Origin of the sequence: Fictibacillus nanhaiensis (assembly GCF_036213205.1) — a bacterium.
Taxonomy (GTDB): Bacteria; Bacillota; Bacilli; order Bacillales; family Fictibacillaceae; genus Fictibacillus; species Fictibacillus nanhaiensis_E.
In genome coordinates this window covers 126,548-149,782 of sequence record NZ_JARMFC010000014.1, presented here as the reverse complement: position 1 = coordinate 149,782, position 23,235 = coordinate 126,548, and the positions used below count along the sequence as shown (strand labels likewise).

23 protein-coding genes are annotated in these 23,235 nt (G+C 42.0%); 1 reads left to right on the top strand and 22 read right to left on the bottom strand.

Annotated elements, in window-relative coordinates:
- From P4V41_RS14790 to P4V41_RS14695, 20 genes are all read right to left on the bottom strand, one after another.
- The gene (locus tag P4V41_RS14790; RefSeq protein ID WP_328085826.1) at positions 1-1,206 is read right to left on the bottom strand and encodes an acetyl-CoA C-acyltransferase; all 1,206 of its coding nucleotides are present in this window, start codon (positions 1,204-1,206) and stop codon (positions 1-3) included.
- Positions 1,206-2,078, bottom strand: coding sequence for a 3-hydroxyacyl-CoA dehydrogenase (locus tag P4V41_RS14785; RefSeq protein WP_328085825.1), 873 nt, complete (start codon positions 2,076-2,078; stop codon positions 1,206-1,208). Before P4V41_RS14785 ends, P4V41_RS14790 begins: the two co-directional genes overlap by 1 nt.
- A 376-nt stretch (positions 2,079-2,454) precedes the next feature.
- Complete coding sequence (locus P4V41_RS14780) at positions 2,455-3,960, bottom strand: aldehyde dehydrogenase family protein (protein ID WP_328085824.1); 1,506 nt, start codon at positions 3,958-3,960, stop codon at positions 2,455-2,457.
- A 27-nt stretch (positions 3,961-3,987) separates the two neighbouring features.
- Positions 3,988-4,761, bottom strand: a complete 774-nt coding sequence (locus P4V41_RS14775) for an enoyl-CoA hydratase-related protein (protein WP_066391448.1) — start codon at positions 4,759-4,761, stop codon at positions 3,988-3,990.
- Positions 4,762-4,771: 10 nt separating this feature from the next.
- Positions 4,772-5,548: an enoyl-CoA hydratase/isomerase family protein gene (locus P4V41_RS14770; RefSeq protein ID WP_197222055.1), complete on the bottom strand. Its 777-nt coding sequence runs from the start codon at positions 5,546-5,548 to the stop codon at positions 4,772-4,774.
- A complete protein-coding gene (locus P4V41_RS14765) occupies positions 5,541-5,846 on the bottom strand; it encodes an EthD family reductase (protein ID WP_137790505.1) in 306 nt (101 codons plus the stop codon). The genes P4V41_RS14770 and P4V41_RS14765 overlap by 8 nt, the downstream gene beginning before the upstream one ends.
- A 37-nt stretch (positions 5,847-5,883) precedes the next feature.
- On the bottom strand, positions 5,884-6,384 hold the full coding sequence (gene paaD / locus P4V41_RS14760; protein WP_419181322.1) for a 1,2-phenylacetyl-CoA epoxidase subunit PaaD: 501 nt from the start codon (positions 6,382-6,384) through the stop codon (positions 5,884-5,886).
- Between the two features lie 26 nt (positions 6,385-6,410).
- Entirely contained in the window at positions 6,411-7,217 is an 807-nt protein-coding gene (gene paaC, locus P4V41_RS14755; RefSeq protein ID WP_328085822.1) for a 1,2-phenylacetyl-CoA epoxidase subunit PaaC, read from the bottom strand.
- Positions 7,214-7,561, bottom strand: a complete 348-nt coding sequence (gene paaB, locus P4V41_RS14750; RefSeq protein WP_198766247.1) for a 1,2-phenylacetyl-CoA epoxidase subunit PaaB — start codon at positions 7,559-7,561, stop codon at positions 7,214-7,216. The genes paaC and paaB overlap by 4 nt, the downstream gene beginning before the upstream one ends.
- A gap of 23 nt (positions 7,562-7,584) precedes the next feature.
- Positions 7,585-8,550 (bottom strand): 1,2-phenylacetyl-CoA epoxidase subunit PaaA, encoded by a 966-nt coding sequence (gene paaA, locus P4V41_RS14745; RefSeq protein ID WP_328085819.1) that lies wholly within the window; start codon positions 8,548-8,550, stop codon positions 7,585-7,587.
- A gap of 71 nt (positions 8,551-8,621) precedes the next feature.
- Positions 8,622-9,950, bottom strand: coding sequence for a phenylacetate--CoA ligase family protein (locus tag P4V41_RS14740; protein WP_328085818.1), 1,329 nt, complete (start codon positions 9,948-9,950; stop codon positions 8,622-8,624).
- A gap of 629 nt (positions 9,951-10,579) precedes the next feature.
- Positions 10,580-11,569 carry a lipoate--protein ligase gene (locus tag P4V41_RS14735; protein WP_328085817.1) on the bottom strand — a complete coding sequence of 330 codons (990 nt, stop codon included), beginning with the start codon at positions 11,567-11,569 and terminating at the stop codon, positions 10,580-10,582.
- Between the two features lie 27 nt (positions 11,570-11,596).
- Positions 11,597-12,331, bottom strand: coding sequence for an MBL fold metallo-hydrolase (locus P4V41_RS14730; RefSeq protein WP_328085816.1), 735 nt, complete (start codon positions 12,329-12,331; stop codon positions 11,597-11,599).
- 55 nt (positions 12,332-12,386) lie between these two features.
- Positions 12,387-13,262 carry a LysR family transcriptional regulator gene (locus P4V41_RS14725; RefSeq protein ID WP_328085814.1) on the bottom strand — a complete coding sequence of 292 codons (876 nt, stop codon included), beginning with the start codon at positions 13,260-13,262 and terminating at the stop codon, positions 12,387-12,389.
- Between the two features lie 74 nt (positions 13,263-13,336).
- The gene (locus P4V41_RS14720; protein ID WP_328085813.1) at positions 13,337-13,627 is read right to left on the bottom strand and encodes a putative quinol monooxygenase; all 291 of its coding nucleotides are present in this window, start codon (positions 13,625-13,627) and stop codon (positions 13,337-13,339) included.
- A 138-nt stretch (positions 13,628-13,765) separates the two neighbouring features.
- Positions 13,766-14,428, bottom strand: a complete 663-nt coding sequence (locus P4V41_RS14715) for a type 1 glutamine amidotransferase domain-containing protein (protein WP_328085812.1) — start codon at positions 14,426-14,428, stop codon at positions 13,766-13,768.
- 186 nt (positions 14,429-14,614) lie between these two features.
- A complete protein-coding gene (locus P4V41_RS14710; protein ID WP_066391426.1) occupies positions 14,615-15,442 on the bottom strand; it encodes a carbohydrate ABC transporter permease in 828 nt (275 codons plus the stop codon).
- Positions 15,443-15,472: 30 nt separating this feature from the next.
- Complete coding sequence (locus tag P4V41_RS14705) at positions 15,473-16,801, bottom strand: ABC transporter permease subunit (protein WP_328085914.1); 1,329 nt, start codon at positions 16,799-16,801, stop codon at positions 15,473-15,475.
- 159 nt (positions 16,802-16,960) lie between these two features.
- A complete protein-coding gene (locus tag P4V41_RS14700) occupies positions 16,961-18,268 on the bottom strand; it encodes an ABC transporter substrate-binding protein (RefSeq protein WP_328085811.1) in 1,308 nt (435 codons plus the stop codon).
- A 55-nt stretch (positions 18,269-18,323) separates the two neighbouring features.
- A complete protein-coding gene (locus P4V41_RS14695; RefSeq protein WP_328085810.1) occupies positions 18,324-19,310 on the bottom strand; it encodes a LacI family DNA-binding transcriptional regulator in 987 nt (328 codons plus the stop codon).
- Positions 19,311-19,522: 212 nt separating this feature from the next.
- Between P4V41_RS14695 and P4V41_RS14690 the strand changes: the two genes are divergently transcribed.
- The gene (locus P4V41_RS14690) at positions 19,523-20,245 is read left to right on the top strand and encodes an amino acid ABC transporter ATP-binding protein (RefSeq protein ID WP_328085809.1); all 723 of its coding nucleotides are present in this window, start codon (positions 19,523-19,525) and stop codon (positions 20,243-20,245) included.
- Between the two features lie 254 nt (positions 20,246-20,499).
- Here the strand turns inward: P4V41_RS14690 and P4V41_RS14685 are convergent, their stop codons facing one another.
- Complete coding sequence (locus tag P4V41_RS14685) at positions 20,500-22,062, bottom strand: glycine betaine ABC transporter substrate-binding protein (RefSeq protein ID WP_419181321.1); 1,563 nt, start codon at positions 22,060-22,062, stop codon at positions 20,500-20,502.
- Positions 22,046-23,200, bottom strand: a complete 1,155-nt coding sequence (locus P4V41_RS14680; RefSeq protein WP_328085807.1) for an ABC transporter ATP-binding protein — start codon at positions 23,198-23,200, stop codon at positions 22,046-22,048. Before P4V41_RS14680 ends, P4V41_RS14685 begins: the two co-directional genes overlap by 17 nt.
- Between the last annotated feature and the right edge of the window lie 35 nt (positions 23,201-23,235).

The window sequence follows — 23,235 nt, the reverse complement described above, 5'->3', positions numbered from 1 at the left end:
CTATTCATTAATCGCTTCCACGATGGAAGCAATACCTTGACCAACTCCAATACACATTGTCGCGAGACCGTAGCGAGATCCTTGCTTTTTCATTTCGTGAATAAGTGTTGTTAAGATGCGTGCACCACTAGCTCCAAGTGGATGGCCAAACGCAATCGCACCGCCGTTCACGTTAACTTTGCTGTGATCTAGTTCCAGTTCCCTCATACATGCCAGTGATTGTGATGCAAAAGCTTCATTTAACTCCACTAAATCTAGGTCAGCTATAGAGAGACCTGCCCGCTTCATTGCTTTTATGGAAGCTTCGATCGGACCTACACCCATTATAGCTGGTTCAAGACCTGCAACTCCGGAAGAGATATATCGAGCTAAAGGTTTTAACCCTAACTGATCCGCTTTTTCACGGCTCATCAACAGTAATGCAGAAGCTCCATCGTTAACCCCAGACGCATTTCCTGCTGTGACACTCCCGTTTTTAAACAACGGTTTAAGTGTACCAAGCTTTTCAAGCGACGTTTCAGGACGAGGGTGTTCGTCTTCTGTCACCCACGATTCGTTTCCTTTTCGGTCTACTAATCTTACAGGAACGATTTCTTCTTTAAATCTGTTCTGTCCAATAGCTTCTTTTGCTTTCTGTTGAGAATTATAAGCGAATTGATCTTGTTCTTCTCTTGTAATTCCAAATTTCTTCGCTACATTCTCTGCTGTTTCAGGCATAGAATCTGTACCAAATTTTTCATGCATAACCGGATTAACAAAGCGCCATCCGATCGTCGTATCAAACATTTTCATATCACCACGAGGGTATTCTACTTCAGGTTTTCCCATTACGAGCGGTGCGCGTGTCATACTCTCCGTTCCACCGGCGATGAAGATATCTCCTTCTCCCGCCAAAATGGCTCTGGCACCGTAGATGACCGCATCCATACCAGATCCGCATAAACGGTTGATCGTCGTTCCACCTACTTCAACAGGAAGTCCAGCGAGTAAAGCAGACATTCTTGCCACGTTACGATTATCTTCTCCTGCTCCGTTTGCGTTTCCGAATATTACTTCTTCAATCTCGTGGACAGGAAGTTTAGGGTTTCTTTCCACAAGCGCTTTGATCACGACTGCACCAAGATCATCGGGACGAACAGTTTTCAGTCCACCTTTGTATCGTCCTATAGGCGTACGGACAGCATCAACGATTACGACCTCTCTCATTACTTTTTTACCTCGCTATCTTCCGTGGTGTAGTCGTATACCCCTTTACCTGACTTTCGGCCAAGTCTCCCTGCTTTAACATACTTCACTAAAAGTGGTGCAGGACGATATTTTTCCCCTAACGTTTTATGAAGGTAGTTCAAATTATTTAGTCGTGTATCAAGACCTACTAAATCGCCAAGCTCAAACGGTCCCATCGGAAAATTCAAACCAAGTTTGATGGCTTTGTCGATGTCTTCTGGAGTTCCTACGCCTTCTTGCAGCATATAGAATGCTTCATTCCCAATCATAGCCGAGATTCGACTTGTAACGAATCCTGGGAACTCGTTAACGGTTACTGTTTCTTTCCCCATTTTCACAGCAGCTTCCTTAGCGAGCTCAACCGTTTTATCATTTGTTTCATGCCCTCGAACGATCTCAACGAGCGGCATTCTATGAACTGGGTTAAAGAAATGCATGGCAATTACTTTTTCAGGTCGTTTCGTAAATGAACCAATTTCTGTCGGACTCATCGTTGAAGTGTTTGTCGCGAGCACACAATGTTCAGGTGCAGAACGGTCTAGTTCTTCAAAAACAGCACGCTTGATCTCTATGTTTTCAGGAACAGCTTCAATCACAAGGTCTGCACCGCTAACAGCTGCTGAGAGATTTGTAGCATACGAAAGTCTTGTTTGCGCTTCTTCAGCCAAACTTTGTGACAGCTTTCCGCGAGATACTGCTTTTGAAAAAATAGAATCAATCTCTTTTTTTGCATTTTCAAGTTGTTCTTCTTTTACATCAACGAGTTGAACATCAAAACCGCCAACTGCACTCACATAGGCGATTCCTCTTCCCATCACACCAGATCCGATGACTACAGCATTTTGTAACAATAGTCTCTCCTGCCTTTCTTTTAAACAAGTGTTTAACGTTTTGTATGCAATGATGCTTTTGAAGGAGGTTAATTTCCGCTGCAAGGCTCGCTTTCCGCTCCAATTAACTATTCAAAGAAGTAGCTTAGCAGCAAATTCTTGTATAAAAAGCGAGCACTAGGGCCCGCTTTTACATTTGTGTGTCTTTTTTAGAAGCTTGTAAAGATTGTTGCTACATTGACAAGTTGATTGGAGTGAAAGGTGCGAGACTCCTGCGGGACGAGCGGTCAGGTGAGACACTTAAGAGTGAAACGTACGAATGTGGCTCACCGGTCGCCCCGCGGAAAGGGAGCACCTGTAACGGAAATCAACTACTTCCAAGAGCAACGGAGCTTTATTACAGATTAAAAGGATTCAACGGACGTGATCCTGTGTAGGACACGACGCTCTTTGTTTCTGAATAAAGATCAAGTGTCTCGATACATAGCTCTCGGCCAAAACCTGATTGCTTGTAGCCGCCGAACGGTGTTCCTGGAAATGCAGAGAACGGTGAGTTGATCATAATCGTTCCAGCTTGAATCATACCTGCTACACGCGTTGCCTTTGCATGATCCTTCGTCCAGATCGCTGCCGCAAGACCGAAGTCTGTGTTGTTTGCTAGTTTCACAGCTTCTTTTTCATCCTTAAATGTAGATACCACGACAACCGGTCCGAAGATTTCTTCTTTAACCACTTTCATGTCTTCATTTACGTCAGTAATGATTGTCGGAAGATACCAGTGGCCGTTTTCATATCCGTCCACTTTCGCACGCCCTCCGCCTAGAAGAATGGTTGCTTCTTCTTCTTCAGCAGATTTCACGTAGCCGTCGATTACTTCAAGCTGACGCTCTGAAATGATCGCTCCAACATGTGTACCTTGATCGAGCGGATTACCAAGTACAAGTTTTTTCGCTTTTTCAACGAACTTTTCCATGAAAGCGTCATACACACTTTCCTCAATATAAAGACGAGAACGTGCCTCGCAAGATTGACCTGTGTTATAGAATATACCGAATAATGAGCCGTCGACTGCCGCATCAATATCTGTATCAGCAAAAACTAAGTTAGGAGATTTTCCGCCAAGTTCAAGCGTTACACGTTTTAGGGTTTGAGATGCCTTTGCCATGATGTCTTTTCCTGTTCCTGTTTCACCTGTGAACGCGACTTTATCAACACCTTCGTGTTCAGCAAGGTACGAACCTACTGTTGCTCCATCACCTGTAATGATGTTTACAACACCTTCAGGAACACCTGCTTCATGGCAGATCTCCGTCATTACGATAGCTGTTAGCGGAGTTAAGCTAGCAGGCTTTAAGATAACAGAGCAACCTGTTGCAATTGCAGGTGCGATCTTCCACGCTGCCATCATCATCGGGTAGTTCCAAGGGATGATTTGTGCGCAAACACCTAGAGGCTCTTTTAACGTATAGTTCATGAATGGTCCTGGCATAGGATTCACAGCACCGCGGTGGCTGACGATTGCACCTGCATAGAACTCAAAGTCTTCGATCGCTTGCATGACTTGACCTTGTGCCGCGCTTAGTGATTTTCCGCTGTTCAGAATCTCAAGCTCTACTAGCTCGTTGAAACGAGAACGCATGATGCTAGCGATCTTGTTCATCGTGCGAGAACGTTTATTTACAGGAGAGCGCTTCCATTTCCCCGTTTCAAAAGCTGTTCTTGCAGCCTCAACAGCAGAATCAACATCAGCCTTTGTTGCTTTTGCTACTTTCGCTAACGGTTCACCTGTGGCTGGGTTATATGTAACGAAATATTCTCCCTCTGATCCACCAACACTTTGTCCGCCGATTACCATTTCGTATACATCACGTTTTACCGCTTTAACGTCTGTCTTTGTACTCATGTTCTCCACTCCTTTTAGTCTAGATGTCTATTTTCCTGTGAATGCTGGTTTTCTCTTTTCTATAAATGCATGCAGACCTTCTTGATGATCTGCTGACTCTCCAGCAATTTTTTGCGCTTGTGCTTCATATTCAAGCACTTCGTTCAGATCGCTTTCCCAGCTTTTATTCATATAGCGTTTGATGAGGCCGATTGCTTTGGTTGGCATGTTTGCTAGTTTCTCAGCGAACGTTTCCACTTCAAGCATGAATTCTTCTTCACTTACCGTTTTTGTTACAAGTCCAAACTCTTTGGCTTGTTGAGCTGTTATCTTTTCCCCTAACACAGCTAGCTCCATCGCTTTTGCGTGGCCAACTAAACGCGGCAAGAAATATAGATTTCCAGAGTCAGGTACGAGACCAACATGAATGAAAGCTTCTATGAAACTCGCTTTCTCACTTGCGATACGGAAATCACATGCCAGAGCAAGACTCATTCCTGCACCAGCGGCAACACCGTTCACGGCTGCGATTACAGGCTTCTCCATGGCAACTAATGCTTGCACCATAGGATTGTATCCTTTACGAAGAACATCGCCATAATCAGCGCCCTCTGGTGAACCTGTTAAGTCTTGACCGGAACAGAACGCACGTCCAGCGCCAGTGATAACAACGGCTCTCACATTGCTGTCTTTGTTGGCTTCTTTTATCGCAGAAACCATTTCTTTATGCATAAGTGAAGTAAAAGCATTTAGTTTATCCGGACGGTTAAGTGTAATCCAAGCCGTCTTTCCTCTTGTTTCGTAGCTGATCGTTTCAAACATGGTTATCCCCCTACTTTCCTTTAAATTCGGCAGGACGTTTTTCAACGAAAGCTTTCATGCCTTCTTTTTGGTCCTGTGACGAGAATAATAAATAAAAGTTTTTACGTTCAAACTGCATGCCTTCGTGTGTGGAATAATCAATAGATTTATAAACAGTCTCTTTTATTAAACGAGTAGATAAAGGTGCTCTGGACGCGACAATCTTCGCATACTTTTTCGCCTCGTCCACGACAAGCTCTGGTGCGATGACACGGTTGATCACCCCGTATTGAAGAGCTTCATCAGCTGTCATCGGATCACCAAGCCATAGCCACTCAAGCGCTTTCTTTTGTCCCATAAGTTTTGTAAGTTTTACCGTTCCACCAGCACCTGGCATCACACCAAGCTTGATCTCAGGAAATCCAAACTGTGCATTCTCTGCTGCGAAGAGGATGTCTGCGCATAATGCCAGTTCAAAGCCCCCACCAAAGCAGTAACCGTTGACGGCACCGATGATTGGTTTTTTTATCGTTGCGAGACGATCCCATTCTTTAAACTGGTTTAATAGTTCGAGAGAGACCGCTGTATCTTCTTTCATCTCATCAATGTCAGCACCTGCGGCAAATGCACGCTCGCTGCCTGTTAAAACAATTGCTTTTACCTCATCATTACGGTCAAAACTTTCAAAAGCATCTAATAGTTCCGTAACCATCGGCCTGTTGATTGCGTTTAACACGCGCGGCCTGTTTAATTGAATGGAGGCGATCCCATCTTCAATAGAGGTTAGAATCGTTTCGTAATTACTCATTGATCTCCTCACCGATCATAAGCGTTACAAGTTCAGCCGCAAAGCTCATTAAGTCTTTTCCAGAAGCTTTACCTTCATCAGACTTCATAGCCGCTTTCAACGCATCATGATCGTCATAATACATTTCACAGAGAATGTGATAGTCGCTTTTACCCATAGGCGAGCCTACAATTTTTGTTACTTCCATTTTACGAAGTCCAGGAATCTTCTTCGTGATCTCAGTATGATGTCCAAAATAGTGATCGTCGAACTGCTCCAAGTTTTCAGGTGTTTTATAAAGTGCGATTAGTTTTACCATGTGTGTTTCCTCCCTATTTTTAAACTCATGATTTGTCTTACCCCATGTCAGCAACAGGTTTCATCGCTTCAAACGGGTTCTTGCACGACTTGCAATATAGGATACTTCTGCAGGCTGTTGGTCCAAAGATGTTTTCCATCGTTACATAAGTTGATCCACAATACGGACAATCGATTTCCCAAGGCTCACCCATCACATGGTTTGCTGGTGGAGGTGAAATACCGAACTCTTTTAATCTCTCTCGTCCCTCTGGTGTAATGCGATCTGTTGTCCACGATGGTGTAAATACAAATTTCACTTCTGCTGAAGTAATTCCTTCTACATTTTCAATCGCTTTTTTTATATCTCCTTCGATGATGTGCAGAGCTGGACAGCCAGAGAACGTAGGTAGAACAGAAACTTTTACCTTATCCCCTGTAACGTCAACTTCATGCACCATCCCGAGATCCAATATACTGACAGAGGCGATTTCAGGATCTTTTACATCCCCAAGCGCGTCCATCACACTATCAGTCATGCTGCTTTTTAATTCGGACACGTGGTTCATCTCCTTTCTAAATCGTCTTACCAGCCAGTTGCAGGATTTGTTGCATAAACTTCTGAAAGTGTTGCAGTAGCTTGCTTCAAGTCTTCAGTGTGCACGCCGTTTCGGCCGTTGCCACGTTCCATACGGGGTTCACCTGGATAAGAAGCACCTACTTCTTTTAGGACAGCTTCAATCTTGTTGTTCCATCTCTTTTTCATAACGTTCTCATCATCAATAAAGTTTGCTTTTACGATATCTTCATAGTACGGTCCTAGCGTAAGAACTCCGCCAAAATCCCGCCAAACCTTTTGGATGGCTACTGTCATTCGCAGGATCGCTTCATCTGTACTCGTCATTAGCTGCTTGAACCAAATCTCCCAATGCATCAGGTGATAGTATTGCTCTGTCATGATTTTGCGTGCTGCTTCTGCCAATGGTTCATAGGAAGAGTGGCGCAGTGAATCTAGACGTATATGTTTGTGTACAGCGTAAAAGTAGTTTCTTACAACGGTAAACGCCCAGTCGTAATCTGGTTCTTTTAAGTACGTTCCTGGTCCGTTCACTTCTTCTAAAATGATCGCATTTCGAAACTGATCAGGTGATCGGAGATGAGCAATTCTGTCTGCTTCTCCTTCTCCAAGGTCTTCGAGCAAGTTATAATACAGGTTTGCATGACCCATCATGTCTTGTGAGATGGAAGAGAACGCAACATCCTCTTCAATATGCGGCGCTAGACCAAGCCACTCCGATCCGCGAAACGCAAGAAGAAAATCATCGTCTGCAAGCTGATAGAGAAGCTCGATCAACGCTTTCTTCTCTTGTGGTTTTAACGTTTCCTGTGTCATGAATTGTCTCCCCTCCCGCCAAGGATGTGCTGTTCGGTAAACTGCTCCTGATTGTAATCACGCCATTTTTTCTTCAGATAACCATAACCCTTTGTCTCTCTATATTGTTTATCAAGACGTTTCAGCATTTCTCTCTCGTCTTGGTTAAGACCCCTGATGTTCTCTCTTTTCACAACCCAGATGTCAGCAACCGTTTCTCTTCTGAAAAAATTCTCTTTTGCCATGATGAGCGCCATATCCGCATTTGGTGCTAAAAGACTGAAGCTATGCTGAAACGGAGATTTATCTGTTTTTTTGCTGAATACTTCATACACGTTGTAAAACTCACTTGTTGATTCATTCACCTTTGTTTCTCTCCTTTCCGCTGTTAGATCGCCTTTTTAGCAGCGAGTGCCGCGCGTACCCATTCGTTATTTTTGTATGAGCGACGGCGAAGATCTAAACGATTCTGTGATTGTGGGCCGTTACCTGAAACAATCTGTTTGAACTTGCTCCAGTCAGCATCCTTATAGATCCACATTTGACTGTCTTCATCAAAACGGATCGTATCGTCAGGAATGGTAAGCCCAAGCGACCAAATACGCGGAATGTATTTGGTGAAGAACTCTTGTCGGAGATCCTCGTTTGTTTTTGTACGAATTTTGTACATGATGTTCTTATCAGCATTTGAATTTCCGGTTTCTTTTGCTGACTTTGGTCCGAAGAACATGATCAGTGATTCCCACCAGCGGTTTAATGAATCCTGTAACATTTCACGCTGTTCCGGTGTTCCTTCTGCCATCGCTAAAATGATGCTCTCACCATGCTGTGCGTGAAAAACTTCTTCTGCACAAATACGCTTCAACGCTCTAGCGTATGGACCATAAGAAGAGTCAAGCATCATGCTCTGAGAGATAATTGCCGCACCGTCCACAAGCCAAGCGATGATTCCGGCATCTCCCCAAGTTGGTGCATCCATATGAAACACGTTATGAAACTTTAATTTGCCTGAAAAAAGATCTTCCATAATGTCGTGGCGGTTCTTGCCAAGAGGTGCCATCAAATCTTCTGCCACACGAAGCAAGAGCTGTCCGTGCCCCATCTCATCCTGAACTTTAGCCATAATCGCGAGTTTGCGGTGAAGAGAAGGTGCTTTAGGTACCCACTCCTTCTCTGGAAGCGCTCCCATAATTTCCGAAATGCCATGCATCGAAATCAAACGAATCAGCTGCAAACGGTAATCTTCCGGCATCCAGTCATCCGGTTCGATCTTTTCACCGGCGTTGATCCGATCAAGAAAATGTGTCATTTTCTCTTCTTCACTAAGCTGATTAAAACTCATACCAACTGTCATGTTGTTCTCCTCCTATTATATTACGTTTATTTACCGTAATTATAAATTATCGTCATACGATTGAAAAGACATTATACGCCCATTTTTTTCTGTGTTTTCCTGACGACTCGAATCGCCTTCCCCTCAGAACGAGGAATCCCTTTTGGTGGATACATTTTAATATTCATGGATACGAGACAGGTATCTTTAATTTTCTTTGTGATCGTCTTTTTTAACAGATGAGTCGCCTCATGATCTTCGTCTCCATTTGTTACAGCATAAAGTTGTTCAGTCATCTCAACATGAAGTTCGATATGCTCTTTTAAACCTTCTGTTAGAATGTGAACTTGATAGTGTGGAACGATATCCTCTATTGAAAGAAGACAGTTCTCAATTTCAGACGGAAACACGTTAACTCCACGAACGATGATCATGTCATCAATCCTGCCTTTAACACGACTCATTCGTATGGAAGTCCTTCCGCAGCTGCAAGGAACACGGTTAATAGAAGCAATATCTCCTGTACGATATCGGATAATTGGGAAAGCTTCCTTGGTTAAACTCGTAAACACAAGTTCGCCATACTGACCGTCAAGCATAGGTTCAAGCGTATCAGGATTAATGATTTCAGCTAAAAAATGATCATCCATAATATGAAGGCCATCCTGTGCCTCATGGCATTCCATCGCAACACCTGGCCCCATCACTTCGCTCAATCCATAAATGTCCATCGCTTTAATGCCAAGCTTCGCTTCAAGAGTCGCACGCATCTCTTCAGACCAAGGCTCTGCACCAAATATCCCGTATTCTATCGAAGTCGCTTTCGGATCTTTTCCTAGCTCCTCCATCTTTTCAGCAATCGTTAGTATATAAGAAGGTGTACCGCAGATCACCTGTGGTTTGAAGTCTTCAATTAATAGTATCTGGCGTTCTGTATTACCACCCGATACAGGAACCGTAATCATGCCTAGTCGCTCTGAACCGTTATGAAGTCCGAGTCCTCCTGTAAAAAGCCCGTAGCCATAGGCGTTGTGAAGCACATGCCCGGGCTCTCCACCTGCGATTGCTATAGAACGCGCTACCATGTTACTCCACCTGTCAATGTCCCCTTCTGTATAGCCAACTACTGTCGGCTTACCGCTCGTGCCAGATGATGCATGCAGTCGGACAAGGTGATCTTGAGGAACTGCAAAAAGTCCAAAGGGATAATGATCTCGAAGATCTTTTTTTACGGTAAAAGGAAGTCTTTGAAGATCTTCTAACGATTCAATCATCGAAGGGCGGATTTCTTTATCGTCAAATGCATTTTTATAAAAAGGTACATTCTCGTAAACATTGTGTACCGTCTGCTTTAACCGATGAAGCTGCAACTCTTCTTTTTCATCACGACTCATACATTCCACTTGTGGATGGAGGATCATTCTTTCATCTCCCTTTATAATATGTAAGCGATTACAATTGAGATTAAAAAAATATGACGTTTTTGTACCGTTATCTAATTATTGTGTGATGTATTTGGTTTCAGCTTATCATTTATAATAATTTTCTGTCAAATGATTTTGAGTGCTGAAACAGCCGATCAGACACGACCAGCACTTTACTCTTTTCTGAAGACACGCTCTTTGTGTCACAAGAAAAGTGGAAAGTGACCTCGAGTGTCTGGCTGTTGAAGCCGGATAAAATACAAAGCTGAAATGACTGATAAGCCCCGACATAGAAAACACCGTTTGTGTAGTTTACAATCGGATGTTGCACTTGTGCCTGTGGTAAAAGCACAACATTTCCTGAATGGGATACGTTTTTTGTATCCTGGTCAGGAAAGAATGTGACCTCGAGGGGCTGGTCATTGAAGCTGGACTGATTTTGAGTGCTGAAACAGCCGTTTAGACACGCGACTGCAGATGAAATGATGAAGACTTATAAATTGTCCCTGAGGACTTAGAAAAAAATTTGAAGACTTATAAATTTTTTTGAAGACTAATAAAATGAAACAGAGGACTTATAAACGATATAAACAACAAAAACCGCCCATAAAAAGGCGGTTTTCTTCCTAATATAATAGATCAAGGAACTCCTGACGCGTTACATTCCCGAAGTAATGGCTCAGATCAAGGTCTTCAAGCACTTCCTCAATCGCCTCACGATCATAACGCACACCGTTCAGCTTGTTTTCGATATCTGATACGTCACCTACACCGAAGAAATCTCCAAAAATCTTACTTTCTTGAATGATTCCTTTGACGATGTGAAGGCGGATATCAACTGAGCCTGCTGCAAATCGATTTGAAAGTTCCACATTGAACTTCGGTGACTTGCCGTAGTTCCATTCCCAGTTTGCGTAACGTTCTCTTGAAATTTTACGGATTTCTTCCCAGTCTTTTTCCGTCAGCTCGTATTTTGGAACAGAATCTAACTCTTCGAATAAATACGCAAGAAGTGTCTGTTTGAACTCTTCCATCGTCATATCTTTATCCAAGTGCTCACGGATATTTGTTACACGGCTGCGGATGGACTTGATTCCTTTTGACTCGATTTTGTCCATACGTACGTTTAGGGCAGATACTACATTCTCGATTTCAGAATCAAAAAGTAATGTTCCGTGGCTAAACATACGGCCTTTCGTAGAAAACTGTGCGTTGCCGGAAATTTTCTTACCGTCTGCCAAAATGTCGTTTCGTCCGCTTAATTCAGCGTTCACACCAAGTTTTTTCAGTGCTTTTACAACAGGATCAGTAAACTTCTTGAAATCATGAAACGAATTACCGTCATCTTTCGTAATAAAGCTGAAGTTTAAGTTTCCGAGGTCATGATACACAGCACCGCCACCTGACAAACGACGAACCACATGAATTCCTTCGTCACGAACATAGTCCGCGTTAATCTCTTCAACGGTATTCTGGTTCTTACCGATGATGATCGATGGTTCATTTATATAAAAAAGCAAATACGTTTCATTGATGTCTAAATGTTTTAAAGCGAACTCTTCTATAGCTAGATTCACTCTTGGGTCTGTAATATTTTCATTATCAATAAAAAGCATATTTCTCTCCTCTTTCAGTCCCTATCTTTAAGCTCCCCACGTCCAGCCGGAAGAGGCAAGCTCCACTTTATTGTTATACACCTCTTTTGCCTCTGTGACAAGCTGTGATAACTGACCAAAATGAGGAAGGTGTGTGAGAAGCAGTTCACGAGCCTCAGACTCCTGTGCTAGCTTGCCGCAATCTTCTGATGTCATGTGGCCAGGACCGCTTCCATCCATCCCTTTATAAAAGTTACATTCTGCGATTAACAAGTCTGCATATTGGCAAAACGGAACAAGTTCAGGAGTGAGCGCTGTATCTGCCGTGTATACGATCGTATGCTTTCCATCTGTAATACGCATCGCATAGCAAACAGCTGCATGCTTAGTCAGCTGAAACGTAATCGTAAAAGGGCCGACCTTCAACACTGCATCTGGATCATATGAAATTCCCTTTGTGCTAGTCCCGTGCGTGAGAGAACGAAAACCGTCTTGATCCTTATCATGACCATAGATCGGAAGTGTCTGTATTCCTTTTTGTAAAAATGACTGAATGAGACGACTGTATTGAAGAACTCCAACATCAGCCACATGATCTGCATGGTAATGTGATAAAACAACTGCATCTAGTTTTTCTGGCTGTATATACTTTTGCAGTTGTGAGAGCACGCCGCTTCCACAATCGATGAGCAGATTGAATCCTCCGCTCTGAAGAAGGTATCCCGATGTGGCTTCACCCGTTGCAGGATAACCACCCCAATATCCGATGACCGTTAGTTTCATAACCCTAATCCTCCGCTTTTTATTTACTAGTTTACACAATGCCCCACTCTTTACACTAGTTTTTGCGTTTAAGTGCCTCTAGTACTTCTACTAATATAGGGTTGTTTTTATGTTCTACTTTATATGCGGCATAAATGGTATTTTCTGTTGTTAGCTCAGGAAATAATACCTTCACACGATTTTCTAGCAATGATTTTTCGAATAGATACGTGGGAAGTATGCTCATTCCCAATCCATTTTCGATGCCCGCTAAAATCGATCTTAAATCGGGTATAACGTGGTAAGGTTGAAAATCTGGCCGCTTTTTAAAATGATCACGCCAATATCTTCTTATAATAGGAAGTTCCAATCCATAACTCAGCCAGTTCTGATTGTTTAGCCATTGCTCTATTTCAGCGGCATTTCCTATATCCGTTTCATAGATTGGTGGTACCACAGCAACAAACACTTCATCTTCAAGTTTTTGATATTCAATTCCTTGCTGCTGCGTTTTTTGAGTCGTCAGAATGAGATCCACTTCATCCTTTTCTAACTTTTCAAGTAACGTACCTGCTACTCCAAATCGAGATAAAAAACGAATATTCAAATCTCTTATTTTAGGAAGAGTTCGTATCGTAAAATATTCTGCAGGCGAACCGATTCGGATTACTGGTGAACGCCCATTGCCAGAAGAGCTATGAAGCATTTGAAGTGTCGTATTTTCTAAATTCTCGATCAGTGGAACGATCTTTGTATACAGCTCTTTTCCTTTGTCAGTCGGTATCATCTTGCGGGGAGCACGAATAAATAGAGGCTCTCCTATTTCTGCTTCTAATGCTGCTAGATGCTGGCTCATAGCAGGCTGTGTTAAGATTCTAGCTTTTGCAGCAGCAGAAACAGAACGGTGTTTGTAGATGCTAATGAAACTTCTGTACCATTCAAAATCAATCATAAAAATTACCTCCCTTCAAAAAATCATCAAAAAAACTGCACCGATCTGAATGAGAAACGATGCAGAATTTTGTTCTATAGATCAATGATGCTTAAGCGGTATACTTCTCTTTTTTGAACAAGCATTTCAATGTTAGTTCGATAGTTTTTATAATGATCGGATTCGATATGCCTTGTGAGCACATCCTCATCAAGCCAATTTTCATAAAACACGAAAGTCTCAGGGTTCTCAGTAGATTCGTGCAGGGTATAGCTGATACATCCTTCTTCTTTACGTGATGCTTGTACAACCTTAATTAATTCTTCGCGCAAAGCATCCTCTTTACCTGGTTTTGCTTCGAGTATAGCGTTAATTGTAATTGACAAAAAATCATCTCCTTAAACAAGCTTACAAACAATCTTGCCTTTAACATGTCTCTCTGAAAGCTTTTCAAGATTCTCAATGTTCACAAAAAATAAAGCCTGCAAACCTTTTATAATAAAGGTCTGCAGGTTTATCCTTATTTATGCTAACTGCTTCAAAACTTCTTTAGCCACAGAAATTGTAGATTGTGGATTTTGACCGGTAATGAGTTGTCCATCTCTTTGTACATGATCTGACCAATTTTCAGCAGCGACAAAATGAGCACCTAGTTCACGCATGCGTGTTTCTAACAAGAATGGCATATATTGATCAAGAGTTGTTGCCACTTCTTCAGCATCTGTAAATGAAGTCACTTTTTTTCCTGATACTAATGGTGTGCCGTCAGAAAGTTTCACACCAACTAGACCTGCAGGACCATGACATACCGCTGCTACTACTTTATTCTGCTCATAAAGGTCGCGGATGACCTCTTGCAGTTTTAAGTTTTCTGGAAGGTCAAACATGGTTCCATGACCTCCTGGCAAGAAGATCGCATCAAAACCATTCAGCTCATTGATCTCTTCTAGTTTTAATGTGTTCTCAAGATATTTAGCTGTGTCTAGAATCTCTTGAGGCACTTCACCTTCTAAGCTACGGTCATCTACAGGCGCTTTTCCACCTTTAGGACTAGCAACCGTAATGGTATGGCCTGCTTTGGCGAATTCCACATACGCTTCACCAAATTCAGAAAGCCATAATCCAGTGGAATGTTCGTTGTTCATGTTATCAGCCGTTGTAACGACCATTAATATATGTTTAGACATTGTCTAATTCCTCCTAACAAAAAGTAAGTTATTTCTCTAACAATACCTATTGTAGATCTCCATAAGCCATAATACAAATTAGAAAATATATCCCTATCTATAAATATATTTATTATTAAAGAATGAACATCTTGAAACGATGACACAGAAAAACCCCCGCTTTTTAGCAAGGGTTTACATACCAAACTACTCTTTTACCGCACCTGAAGTTAATCCTGATACGATTCGGCGTTGGAAAAGCAGAACCATAATTACAAGCGGCACCGTTACGATAACCGTTGCGGCTGTTACTTCTCCCCATGGAATCGTGAACTGTCCTTCAAACATTGCAATCCCGACCGGAACGGTTTTGAACTCATCATCCGTATTGATCGTTAACGCGAACAGGAACTCGTTCCACGCCGATATAAATACAAGAATCGCTGTTGTGAAGATTCCTGGTATCGCTAACGGCAAGATCACACGCCAATACGTTTGCATCGGTGATGCCCCGTCCATTTTTGCAGCTTCTTCAAGATCAAACGGGATCTTACGGAAAAACGTGACAAGAAGCCAGATGGATAACGGCAACGTGAACGTCGTATACGGAATGATCAAACCAAGGTAGCTGTTCGTTAAACCTAAGTTTTTCAATACGATATAGATTGGTGAAATCGTTGCGATCTGCGGAAACATCGATACAGACAGCACCAATCCAAGGATGACTGTTTTCCCTTTAAAGTTTAATCGTGCGATGGCATAAGCTGCAAAGCTCGCAACAAGCACTGCGTACACAGTAGTGATCGTTGACACGACTAAGCTATTCCATAAATATTTTAAAAATGGATAGTTAACAAATACAGATTCATAGTTTTCACCTGTCATGTTGTTTGTAAACGGTATGAACGCACGGTCGCCAAACAGTTCCGCAACCGGTTTGATCGAGCTTGCCAGTACCCATAAAAACGGAAACATGACAAGGAAGACAAACAATGTTAAGAATACGTAAAACATTGGGCCTGCTTTTTTGTTCATTTCCTATTCACTCCTTTAGCTGTTCCGTTTTTATTTGTCATTTAAAAGGTCTCGTCCAAGAAACTTGATGTAGATCATAGAAATGATCGCTACACAGATGAAGACGATAACCGACAGCGCCGAACCTTCACCGAAATTGGTCTGTGCAAACATGACTTTGTAAGCCAGAATCGATATCGTTTCCGTGGAGTTTGCTGGACCTCCACCTGTAAGTACGTAGATTAAGTCAAACACACGGAACGCATCTAGAGTACGGAACAACAAAGCAACGAGAATGCTAGACTTTAACAAAGGCAGCGTAATCTTTAAGAATTGCTTCCACTTGCTTGCTCCGTCAATCGCTGCTGCTTCATACAATGAACTTGGAATCGTTTGAAGCCCTGCTAATAACAAGAGTGCCATATAAGGCGTTGTTTTCCATACGTCTGCGAAAATGACCGCAAACATAGCGCCCGTGCTTGTTGTCAGCATATCCGTCATCTGGTCAAACAATCCGATCTCTGCAAAAGCTTTGGCTACGATTCCATTTTGTCCATCATATAGATATTTCCACATGAATGCTGAAACAGCGGTTGGAATCGCCCATGGAATGAGGATGGTTGCTCTGACAAGTCCTCTACCAAAGAAAGCTTTATTTATAAGCAATGCTATCGCGAGTCCGATAACGAGCTCTGCAAATACAGAGATTATTGTAAAGACAGTCGTGTTTTGAATCGCCTTCCACATACGGCTATCTGTTAGATTTTCTTTATAATGCTTAAGTCCGATAAAGTTGGGCGTGATGACTGAATCTTTTAATGATGCAGAAAGTCCGATCACGTCTTCCGGGTTTTGTAGTTCACTCTTTAACTCTCTTATTCGTTCGGAAGAGTCTGTAACTGCTTTCTCAAGATCGAGCGCTACCTCTTTGTCCAAATCAGATACAGCGAGCTCTTCACTGATCGGCTCCATCACAGTCAGCTTCTCATCTACTTCATCATATTTGCTACTTAGTTCTCCATCAGCTTTTAATTCTGCATCTACTTTTTCAAGATTTGTTTTAATCGCTTCAAGCTCTGTTTTTGTTTTTCCTGTTGCTTCCTCTACTTCATCTTCTAATGAACTGATCAGGAATGGATAATTATCTAAATAGGTTTGCAGATTCACTTTATACGAAACATACGCTTCCGATTTCGCTGGATTGTTCAGTCGTAGATCAAACATGCTGTAATAGAAAGATTGAAAAACCGGCCAAATTGCGATTACTAAAATCAAGATCATCGACGGGGCGATCAGCATGTAGCCTAGAGAACGGTCTGAGCGTTTTTTCTTTGCCTTTTGTTTCGTTTTTGCTGCTATAGGCTTTTGGTTGTTAGGCATTAAATCAGGTTTCAAACGTGTCAGCTCCTTACTATTCGAATGCAATCGACGGACGGGCGCTGTTACGTCCATCCATTTCACTCTGTGGAATCGATACCAGTTATAAAAGTAAGGGGAGCCTCTCTAACAGAAAGACGTGCCCCTTATCCATTTACTATCTTACTTTACAAGTTTCTCAGAGATTTCTTTTTGCATGTTCTTAGCTGCTTGTTCAGGTGTGATTTTTTTAGCTACAGCTTGGGAGACTTGAACTTGAATGATGTCAGAGATCTCTGGATAGTTTGGTGCTACCGGACGAGATACAGCTGCTTCAAGCGCTTTTACAAATCCTTCATCTTTGTAGTAAGGATTCGCATCTAAAATTTCTTGGTCTTCATAAAGAGAAAGGATTGTTGGTGCGTGCCCACCTTTAATCGCGTCGATCTTTTGTCCTTCTTTACCAGCCATAAAGCTTAAGAACTTCCAAGCTTCTTCAGGGTGCTTCGTGTTTTTGTTGATACCAGCCATCCAGCCGCCAAGCGCAGCTGCAGATCCTGCATCACCAGCCGGAAGTGGAGCTACCCCTACTTTACCTACGATCTTAGATTGCTTTTCATCGTTAGCTAGTGCAAATTGGTACGGCCAGTTACGAATCAAACCAGCTTGACCATTGATGAATGCAGTATGTGACTCAGGCTCTGCAAACGTTGTTACGTTTTGGGGAACAACATCAGAGTTTACAACTTCAACAAGTTTAGCGATCCCTTTGATTGCTTCTGGAGAGTCAACTTTAACTTCACCGTTTTCGTCGATGATTTCTCCGCCATATGAAGCGATAAATTCAACCGCGTTACACACAAGACCTTCATATTGCTTCGCTTGCATCAAGTAGCCGAATTGTGTTCCGCCTTGTCCCTTCGTTTCTTTCGCTTTTGCTAACAGCTCATCCCACGTTTTTGGAACAGAACCTTCGTCAACTAAGTCTGTGCGATAGAAAAGCATTCCCGCATCGATGAACTTAGGAAGCGCCCATTGCTTACCTTTAAATTTAGCAGCTGAAATAGCTCCTTGGTTATAATCATCTGGGTTGATTCCGTCTTTTTCCATAAAGCGGTCTAGCGGCATTAAGAATCCTGCTTGCGCAAATTCAGCCGGCCAGATTACATCAAGATCAATAACGTCGATCTCATCTGAATTAGCATTAAATGCAGTTACATATGCATCATGCTGCTTACCTGTATCAGCAGGCATCTCCTTAAATTCCACATCAATGTTAGGGTATTTCTTTTCAAAAGCTTCCACCATTGCTGTTGTACCTTGTGTATCATCTTTACCACGTGCATAGACGATCGTTACTTTTTCGTCTTTATCACCGCCAGATTTGTTACTGCTGCTGCTTCCTTCTTCTTTGTCCGAACAAGCTGCAAGTACAAGTGACAACGCTAGTGAAGTAGAAATCACTTTTGAGATTTTCTTAAGCTTCTTCATTGTGTTTCCCCCTAATCTCCTGTTTTGTAAACGATTTCATTTACCTGTAAAAATGTTAAGTCGAGGATCGTTTGACTAGCTGAAATGGCAGAATTACTTCTTTTCGACTCAATGGCTTCTTTGCCTGAATCGCTTCTACCATCAAATTCATGGCTTGCTTAGCGATGGTGTCGATCGGCTGTTCGACCGTCGTCAAGTCCATTAATGCTGCCAGAGGTTGATTATCAAAGCCGATGATGGCGAGGTCCTCCGGTACTTTCCATCCAGCGTCAAACGCCGCTTTCGCAATACCTGCTGCTACTTCATCACTTCCTGTAAAAACCGCTTGTGGCCGATCATCCAGCTCACTCAATTTTTTAAATGAAGCAAAGCCGTCCTGCACACTATAGGCGTTGTAAAAGAACCACTCTTCCTTCATCATGATTCCCGCTTCATCTAGCGCTTGTAAGAATCCGATCTTTCTGTCTTTGGAAACTCTGGAGCTTTTGTGGTTACCGGTGCAATACCCGATCTTCGTGTATCCTTGATCGATCAAGTGCTTCGTTCCTAGATAGCTTCCTTCTATCTGGTTTAAGTAGACGGAAGGTACTTGAGCAGAGTCTGAATATTCGTTACAAACGACAATAGGGCCGAACGATAAGTATGGTTCAAACTCACTCCAATCGTTTTCTATGGATGTTAAGATCAGACCATCTACTTGCTTTGTTTTTAAAAGCTCTAAGAAATTCCGCTCTTGCTCTTTCTTATAACGGGTCTGGCACAAAATCAGCTGATAGCCTTTTTTTGCAGCTTCCTTCTCCATCACTTCAACTAGATGACTAAAAAATGGGTTCGTGATCCGAGGCACATAAACAGCGATTGTTTCTGTCTGCTGTCGCCTCAATCGTCTTGCTGATGAATTAGGTACATAATTCAGTTCTTGCATCGCCTGTGTTACGAGACGTTTCTTCTCTTCAGTCACATAAGGATGTTCATTGATCACCCTAGAGACAGTTGTGCGGGATAATCCTGCTTTCTTCGCCACATCTTGAATGGTTGCCATCAGATTCTCCTCTTAAAACATTTGTGGAATCGAATTCATGAAATCGTTTTCATAATCAGAGTATAGTTCACTGAATATTCACAGGTCAATCCTTTTTTTCAGAAAGTTTTGTAATTAAAGATTTCACTGGAAGCAGGAATTACAACGATTCAACCGAAATTATGATAAAATACATACACGATTTTGTTTTGATCTTTGAAAGGAGCCAGACCATGATTAAAGTAAAAAATTTAAAAAAGTCCTTTGGTGATCTTGAGGTATTGAAGGATATTAATGCAGAAATAAAAGCACAAGAAGTTGTTTGTGTGATCGGCCCTTCTGGCTCAGGAAAAAGTACATTTCTCCGCTGTATCAATAAACTTGAAGACATCACAGGTGGACAAGTCATCGTGAACGGAACGGATATCACTGATTCAAAAACGAATATTAATAAAATTCGGGAAGATGTTGGTATGGTTTTTCAACAATTCAACCTCTTTCCTCATAAAACAGTCTTAGAAAACGTGACACTTGCTCCTCTTAAAGTAAAAAGCGCCGATAAAGAGAAAACCCGTGACAAAGCGTTAAAACTACTCGCAAAAGTAGGCTTGCAAGATAAAGCAAATGCTTATCCTTCTCAGCTTAGCGGTGGTCAGAAGCAGCGTGTTGCAATCGCACGCGCCCTTGCAATGGACCCGAAGATCATGCTCTTTGATGAACCAACCTCCGCACTCGATCCAGAGATGGTCGGTGAAGTTTTAGAAGTAATGAAAGACCTAGCCCGTGAAGGAATGACAATGGTCGTAGTCACACACGAGATGGGCTTTGCACGCGAAGTAGGTGACCGCGTGATCTTCATGGATGGTGGTTATATCGTGGAAGAGAACGTACCATCTGAATTGTTTGGCAACACACAGCATGAACGCACGAAGTCGTTTTTGAGTAAGGTTTTATAAGATGATGCCGGTTCCTGATTTTGAGGGACCGGCTTTTTTTGATTTCTACGGGATGCGAGATTGTCGAATGGCCTTTATTTTTAATTTAAGACTTAATTGGTCTGGTTTTCGGCTTAATTGGTTGCAGTTTCGACTTAATTGGATGCTGTTTTGACTTAATTAGTTAACTTTAAGACTTAATCGAACCTGCTCCCCCCTTTCAAACCAACCAACATAACAAAAAATGGACCCCCGAAGGAGTCCATTTTTCTATCTTATTTGATCAATCCTTTACTTTTCAGAAATTCTTGCGCTACTTCACGCGGATCTTCTTTATCAAGATCCACTTTTGCGTTCATTTCTGCCATATCTTCTTCTGAGATCTTCCCTTCAAGCTCATTGAGAACACCTTCAAGCTTCGGATACTTCTTCAACGTATCTTCCCTTACAACAGGTACCGCGTAATACGGAGGGAAGAATTTCTTATCATCTTCCAACGTCTTTAAGTTAAAACGAACGATTCTTCCATCTGTTGTATATGCAGGAATCGCATCAACTTTACCTTCTTTTACAGCAGAGTACATTAAGTTCGGATCCAAACTCTTCTTATCCTTAAAGTTTAGGTTATACGTATCCACAAATGGGGTGTAACCATCCTCACGTTCAAAGAACTCTGTAGGACCTCCGAATGTAAGCTGGTTCGACTTCGGTGCTAGTTCAGAAATCGACTTTACATTAACTTGTTTCGCAGTATCAGGATTTAACGCTAGCGCATACGTGTTTTCAAAACCGAGCGGCTTCGTCCACTTCAGATCATACTCTTTTGAATATCCTTCTTTTACAGCGTCATAAATCTCTTCAGGCTTCATGCTTGGGTCGTATTTTTCTTTAAGAATCGTTAAGTAACCTGTACCTGTATATTCTACATAAAGATCGATGTCACCCTTTTTGATTGCTTCCGTAAGAATAGGAGTCTCACCAATCGCTTCTTTCACGAGAACAGGGTAATCCGTTTTGTCTTTTATATATTCAGATATCACATATGGAAGGATATATTGCTCTGTCCACTTCTTACCTGTGATTACGATTGCATCCTCTTCACCACCACCACGAAGTGCAAAGAATAATACAACAGCTGCTACTGGTACCCCAATAAGCACAGGCAGTTTCCACGAGCCACGTTTTTTTGATGCTTTAGGCTCAGTAGCTAACTCAATTCGTCTTAGGATAAAATCAAACACGATCGCAAGCAATGCAGCTGGAATCGCACCTGCTAGAACGAGCTCATTTCGTGTTGTTGATAATCCACGATAGATCAGATCACCTAATCCACCTGCACCGATAAATGCAGCAAGTGTTGCTACTCCAATGGTTAACACGGTTGCTGTACGCAGACCAGCCATGATGATCGGTAGAGCTAACGGCAGTTCGATCATTCGTAAAATTTGAGTATTAGTCATACCCATACCTTTACCAGCTTCAACAGCTGATTTATCTACACCCGTAATTCCAGTGTAGGTGTTGCGTAGGATAGGCAAGAGTGCATAAACAGTAAGTGCAATGATAGCAGTTGTACTACCGATTCCGAATACAGGCAGTAAAAACCCGAACAATGCTAAACTCGGTATCGTTTGGAAAATGGCTGTAACCCCTATAACAGGTTCAGCAACCGTTTTTCTTCTAGAAATAAAGATTCCTAGAGGAACCGCGATCACTGCAGCGATCAAGATTGAAACAAGTGATAAAAATAAGTGTTGCTGAAGACCAGTAAGAATTTCTGGCCATCTGTTAACAAAAGTATCTTTCATAGTTATCAAAAAATTATTCAATGCCCGCACCTCCCTCAATAGGTTTTTGTGCGGAAATATTTAATCCTGCTAAACCGCGCATCATGGAAGCACGTGTGATTAGACCAACTAATTTTCCATTATCAAGCACAGGAATCATGTGAACACCATTGGTCGCAAAGATTTCTGCAACATCTGTGTAAGTAGTGGAAACATCGACCGTAATGATCTCTTTTTCCATTAGATCACCAATTGTCTTTTCTTCTTCACGATAATGCTGTTCAATTTTATCAAGTGTAGTAATTCCAAGAAGCTTGTTTTGCTGATCGGTGATCAAGAGACTGTCTACTCCATATCTCTTCATCATTTTTAATGATTCTGCAAGACCTCTCGTTACTTTCGCCGTAATTGGATTTGGTCTCATAAGATCTACGGCTTCTGGCATGGACGATTCATCAGCAGACAATCTGTTTTCTCCAATAAACCCTTTAACAAAATCGTTAGCCGGGTGACGCAAAATTCGTTCCGGTGTATCAAACTGAATGATTTCTCCTTTATTTAAAATCGCGATCTTGTCAGCAATCTTAATAGCTTCATCCATATCATGTGTAACAAATACGATTGTTTTCTTGATCGTATCTTGCAACTTAACGAGTTCATCTTGCAGCTGTTCACGGCTGATCGGATCAAGTGCGGAGAATGGTTCGTCCATTAAAATGATAGGGGGTTCTGCAGCAAGTGCTCGAATAACACCAATACGCTGCTGTTGACCACCGCTTAGCTCAGAAGGATATCTTGTTCTGAATGTTTTAGGATCTAATCCAACTAAATCTAGTAATTCATCAACTTTGCCGTCATATTTTTCTTTTTCCCACCCTTTTAAACGAGGTACGAGTGAAATGTTGTCTTCTATCGTCATGTGAGGCAAAAGACCAATTTGCTGGATAACATATCCAATATTCCTTCTCAGCTCAACGGGGTTTCTATTTGCAATATCTTCTCCATCAATGAGAATCGTTCCTTTAGAAGGCTCGATCAAACGGTTTATCATTCTCATGGTCGTTGTCTTCCCACAACCACTAGGCCCAATTAATGCTACTAACTCCCCTTCATTAATTTGAAAGTCAATATTTTTCAAGGCCTCAAAACCGTCAGGGTACGTTTTCCCTACGTTTTTGAAAGTTATCAAGTTGGGTTCTCTCCTTTACGTTTACATAAAATAAG

What these genes read in the sequence shown, in the direction of transcription:
- P4V41_RS14735 (WP_328085817.1), bottom strand. Translation starts at nt 11,569, where the DNA reads ATGCTTTTTATTGATAATGAAAATATTACAGACCCAAGAGTGAATCTA.
- P4V41_RS14790 (WP_328085826.1), bottom strand. Translation starts at nt 1,206, where the DNA reads ATGAGAGAGGTCGTAATCGTTGATGCTGTCCGTACGCCTATAGGACGA.
- P4V41_RS14730 (WP_328085816.1), bottom strand. Translation starts at nt 12,331, where the DNA reads ATGAAACTAACGGTCATCGGATATTGGGGTGGTTATCCTGCAACGGGT.
- P4V41_RS14770 (WP_197222055.1), bottom strand. Translation starts at nt 5,548, where the DNA reads ATGAGTAATTACGAAACGATTCTAACCTCTATTGAAGATGGGATCGCC.
- P4V41_RS14710 (WP_066391426.1), bottom strand. Translation starts at nt 15,442, where the DNA reads ATGAACAAAAAAGCAGGCCCAATGTTTTACGTATTCTTAACATTGTTT.
- P4V41_RS14780 (WP_328085824.1), bottom strand. Translation starts at nt 3,960, where the DNA reads ATGAGTACAAAGACAGACGTTAAAGCGGTAAAACGTGATGTATACGAA.
- P4V41_RS14695 (WP_328085810.1), bottom strand. Translation starts at nt 19,310, where the DNA reads ATGGCAACCATTCAAGATGTGGCGAAGAAAGCAGGATTATCCCGCACA.
- paaA (WP_328085819.1), bottom strand. Translation starts at nt 8,550, where the DNA reads ATGACAGTTGGTATGAGTTTTAATCAGCTTAGTGAAGAAGAGAAAATG.
- P4V41_RS14765 (WP_137790505.1), bottom strand. Translation starts at nt 5,846, where the DNA reads ATGGTAAAACTAATCGCACTTTATAAAACACCTGAAAACTTGGAGCAG.
- P4V41_RS14775 (WP_066391448.1), bottom strand. Translation starts at nt 4,761, where the DNA reads ATGTTTGAAACGATCAGCTACGAAACAAGAGGAAAGACGGCTTGGATT.
- P4V41_RS14690 (WP_328085809.1), top strand. Translation starts at nt 19,523, where the DNA reads ATGATTAAAGTAAAAAATTTAAAAAAGTCCTTTGGTGATCTTGAGGTA.
- P4V41_RS14725 (WP_328085814.1), bottom strand. Translation starts at nt 13,262, where the DNA reads ATGATTGATTTTGAATGGTACAGAAGTTTCATTAGCATCTACAAACAC.
- paaC (WP_328085822.1), bottom strand. Translation starts at nt 7,217, where the DNA reads ATGACACAGGAAACGTTAAAACCACAAGAGAAGAAAGCGTTGATCGAG.
- P4V41_RS14705 (WP_328085914.1), bottom strand. Translation starts at nt 16,801, where the DNA reads ATGCCTAACAACCAAAAGCCTATAGCAGCAAAAACGAAACAAAAGGCA.
- P4V41_RS14740 (WP_328085818.1), bottom strand. Translation starts at nt 9,950, where the DNA reads ATGATCCTCCATCCACAAGTGGAATGTATGAGTCGTGATGAAAAAGAA.
- P4V41_RS14715 (WP_328085812.1), bottom strand. Translation starts at nt 14,428, where the DNA reads ATGTCTAAACATATATTAATGGTCGTTACAACGGCTGATAACATGAAC.
- P4V41_RS14700 (WP_328085811.1), bottom strand. Translation starts at nt 18,268, where the DNA reads ATGAAGAAGCTTAAGAAAATCTCAAAAGTGATTTCTACTTCACTAGCG.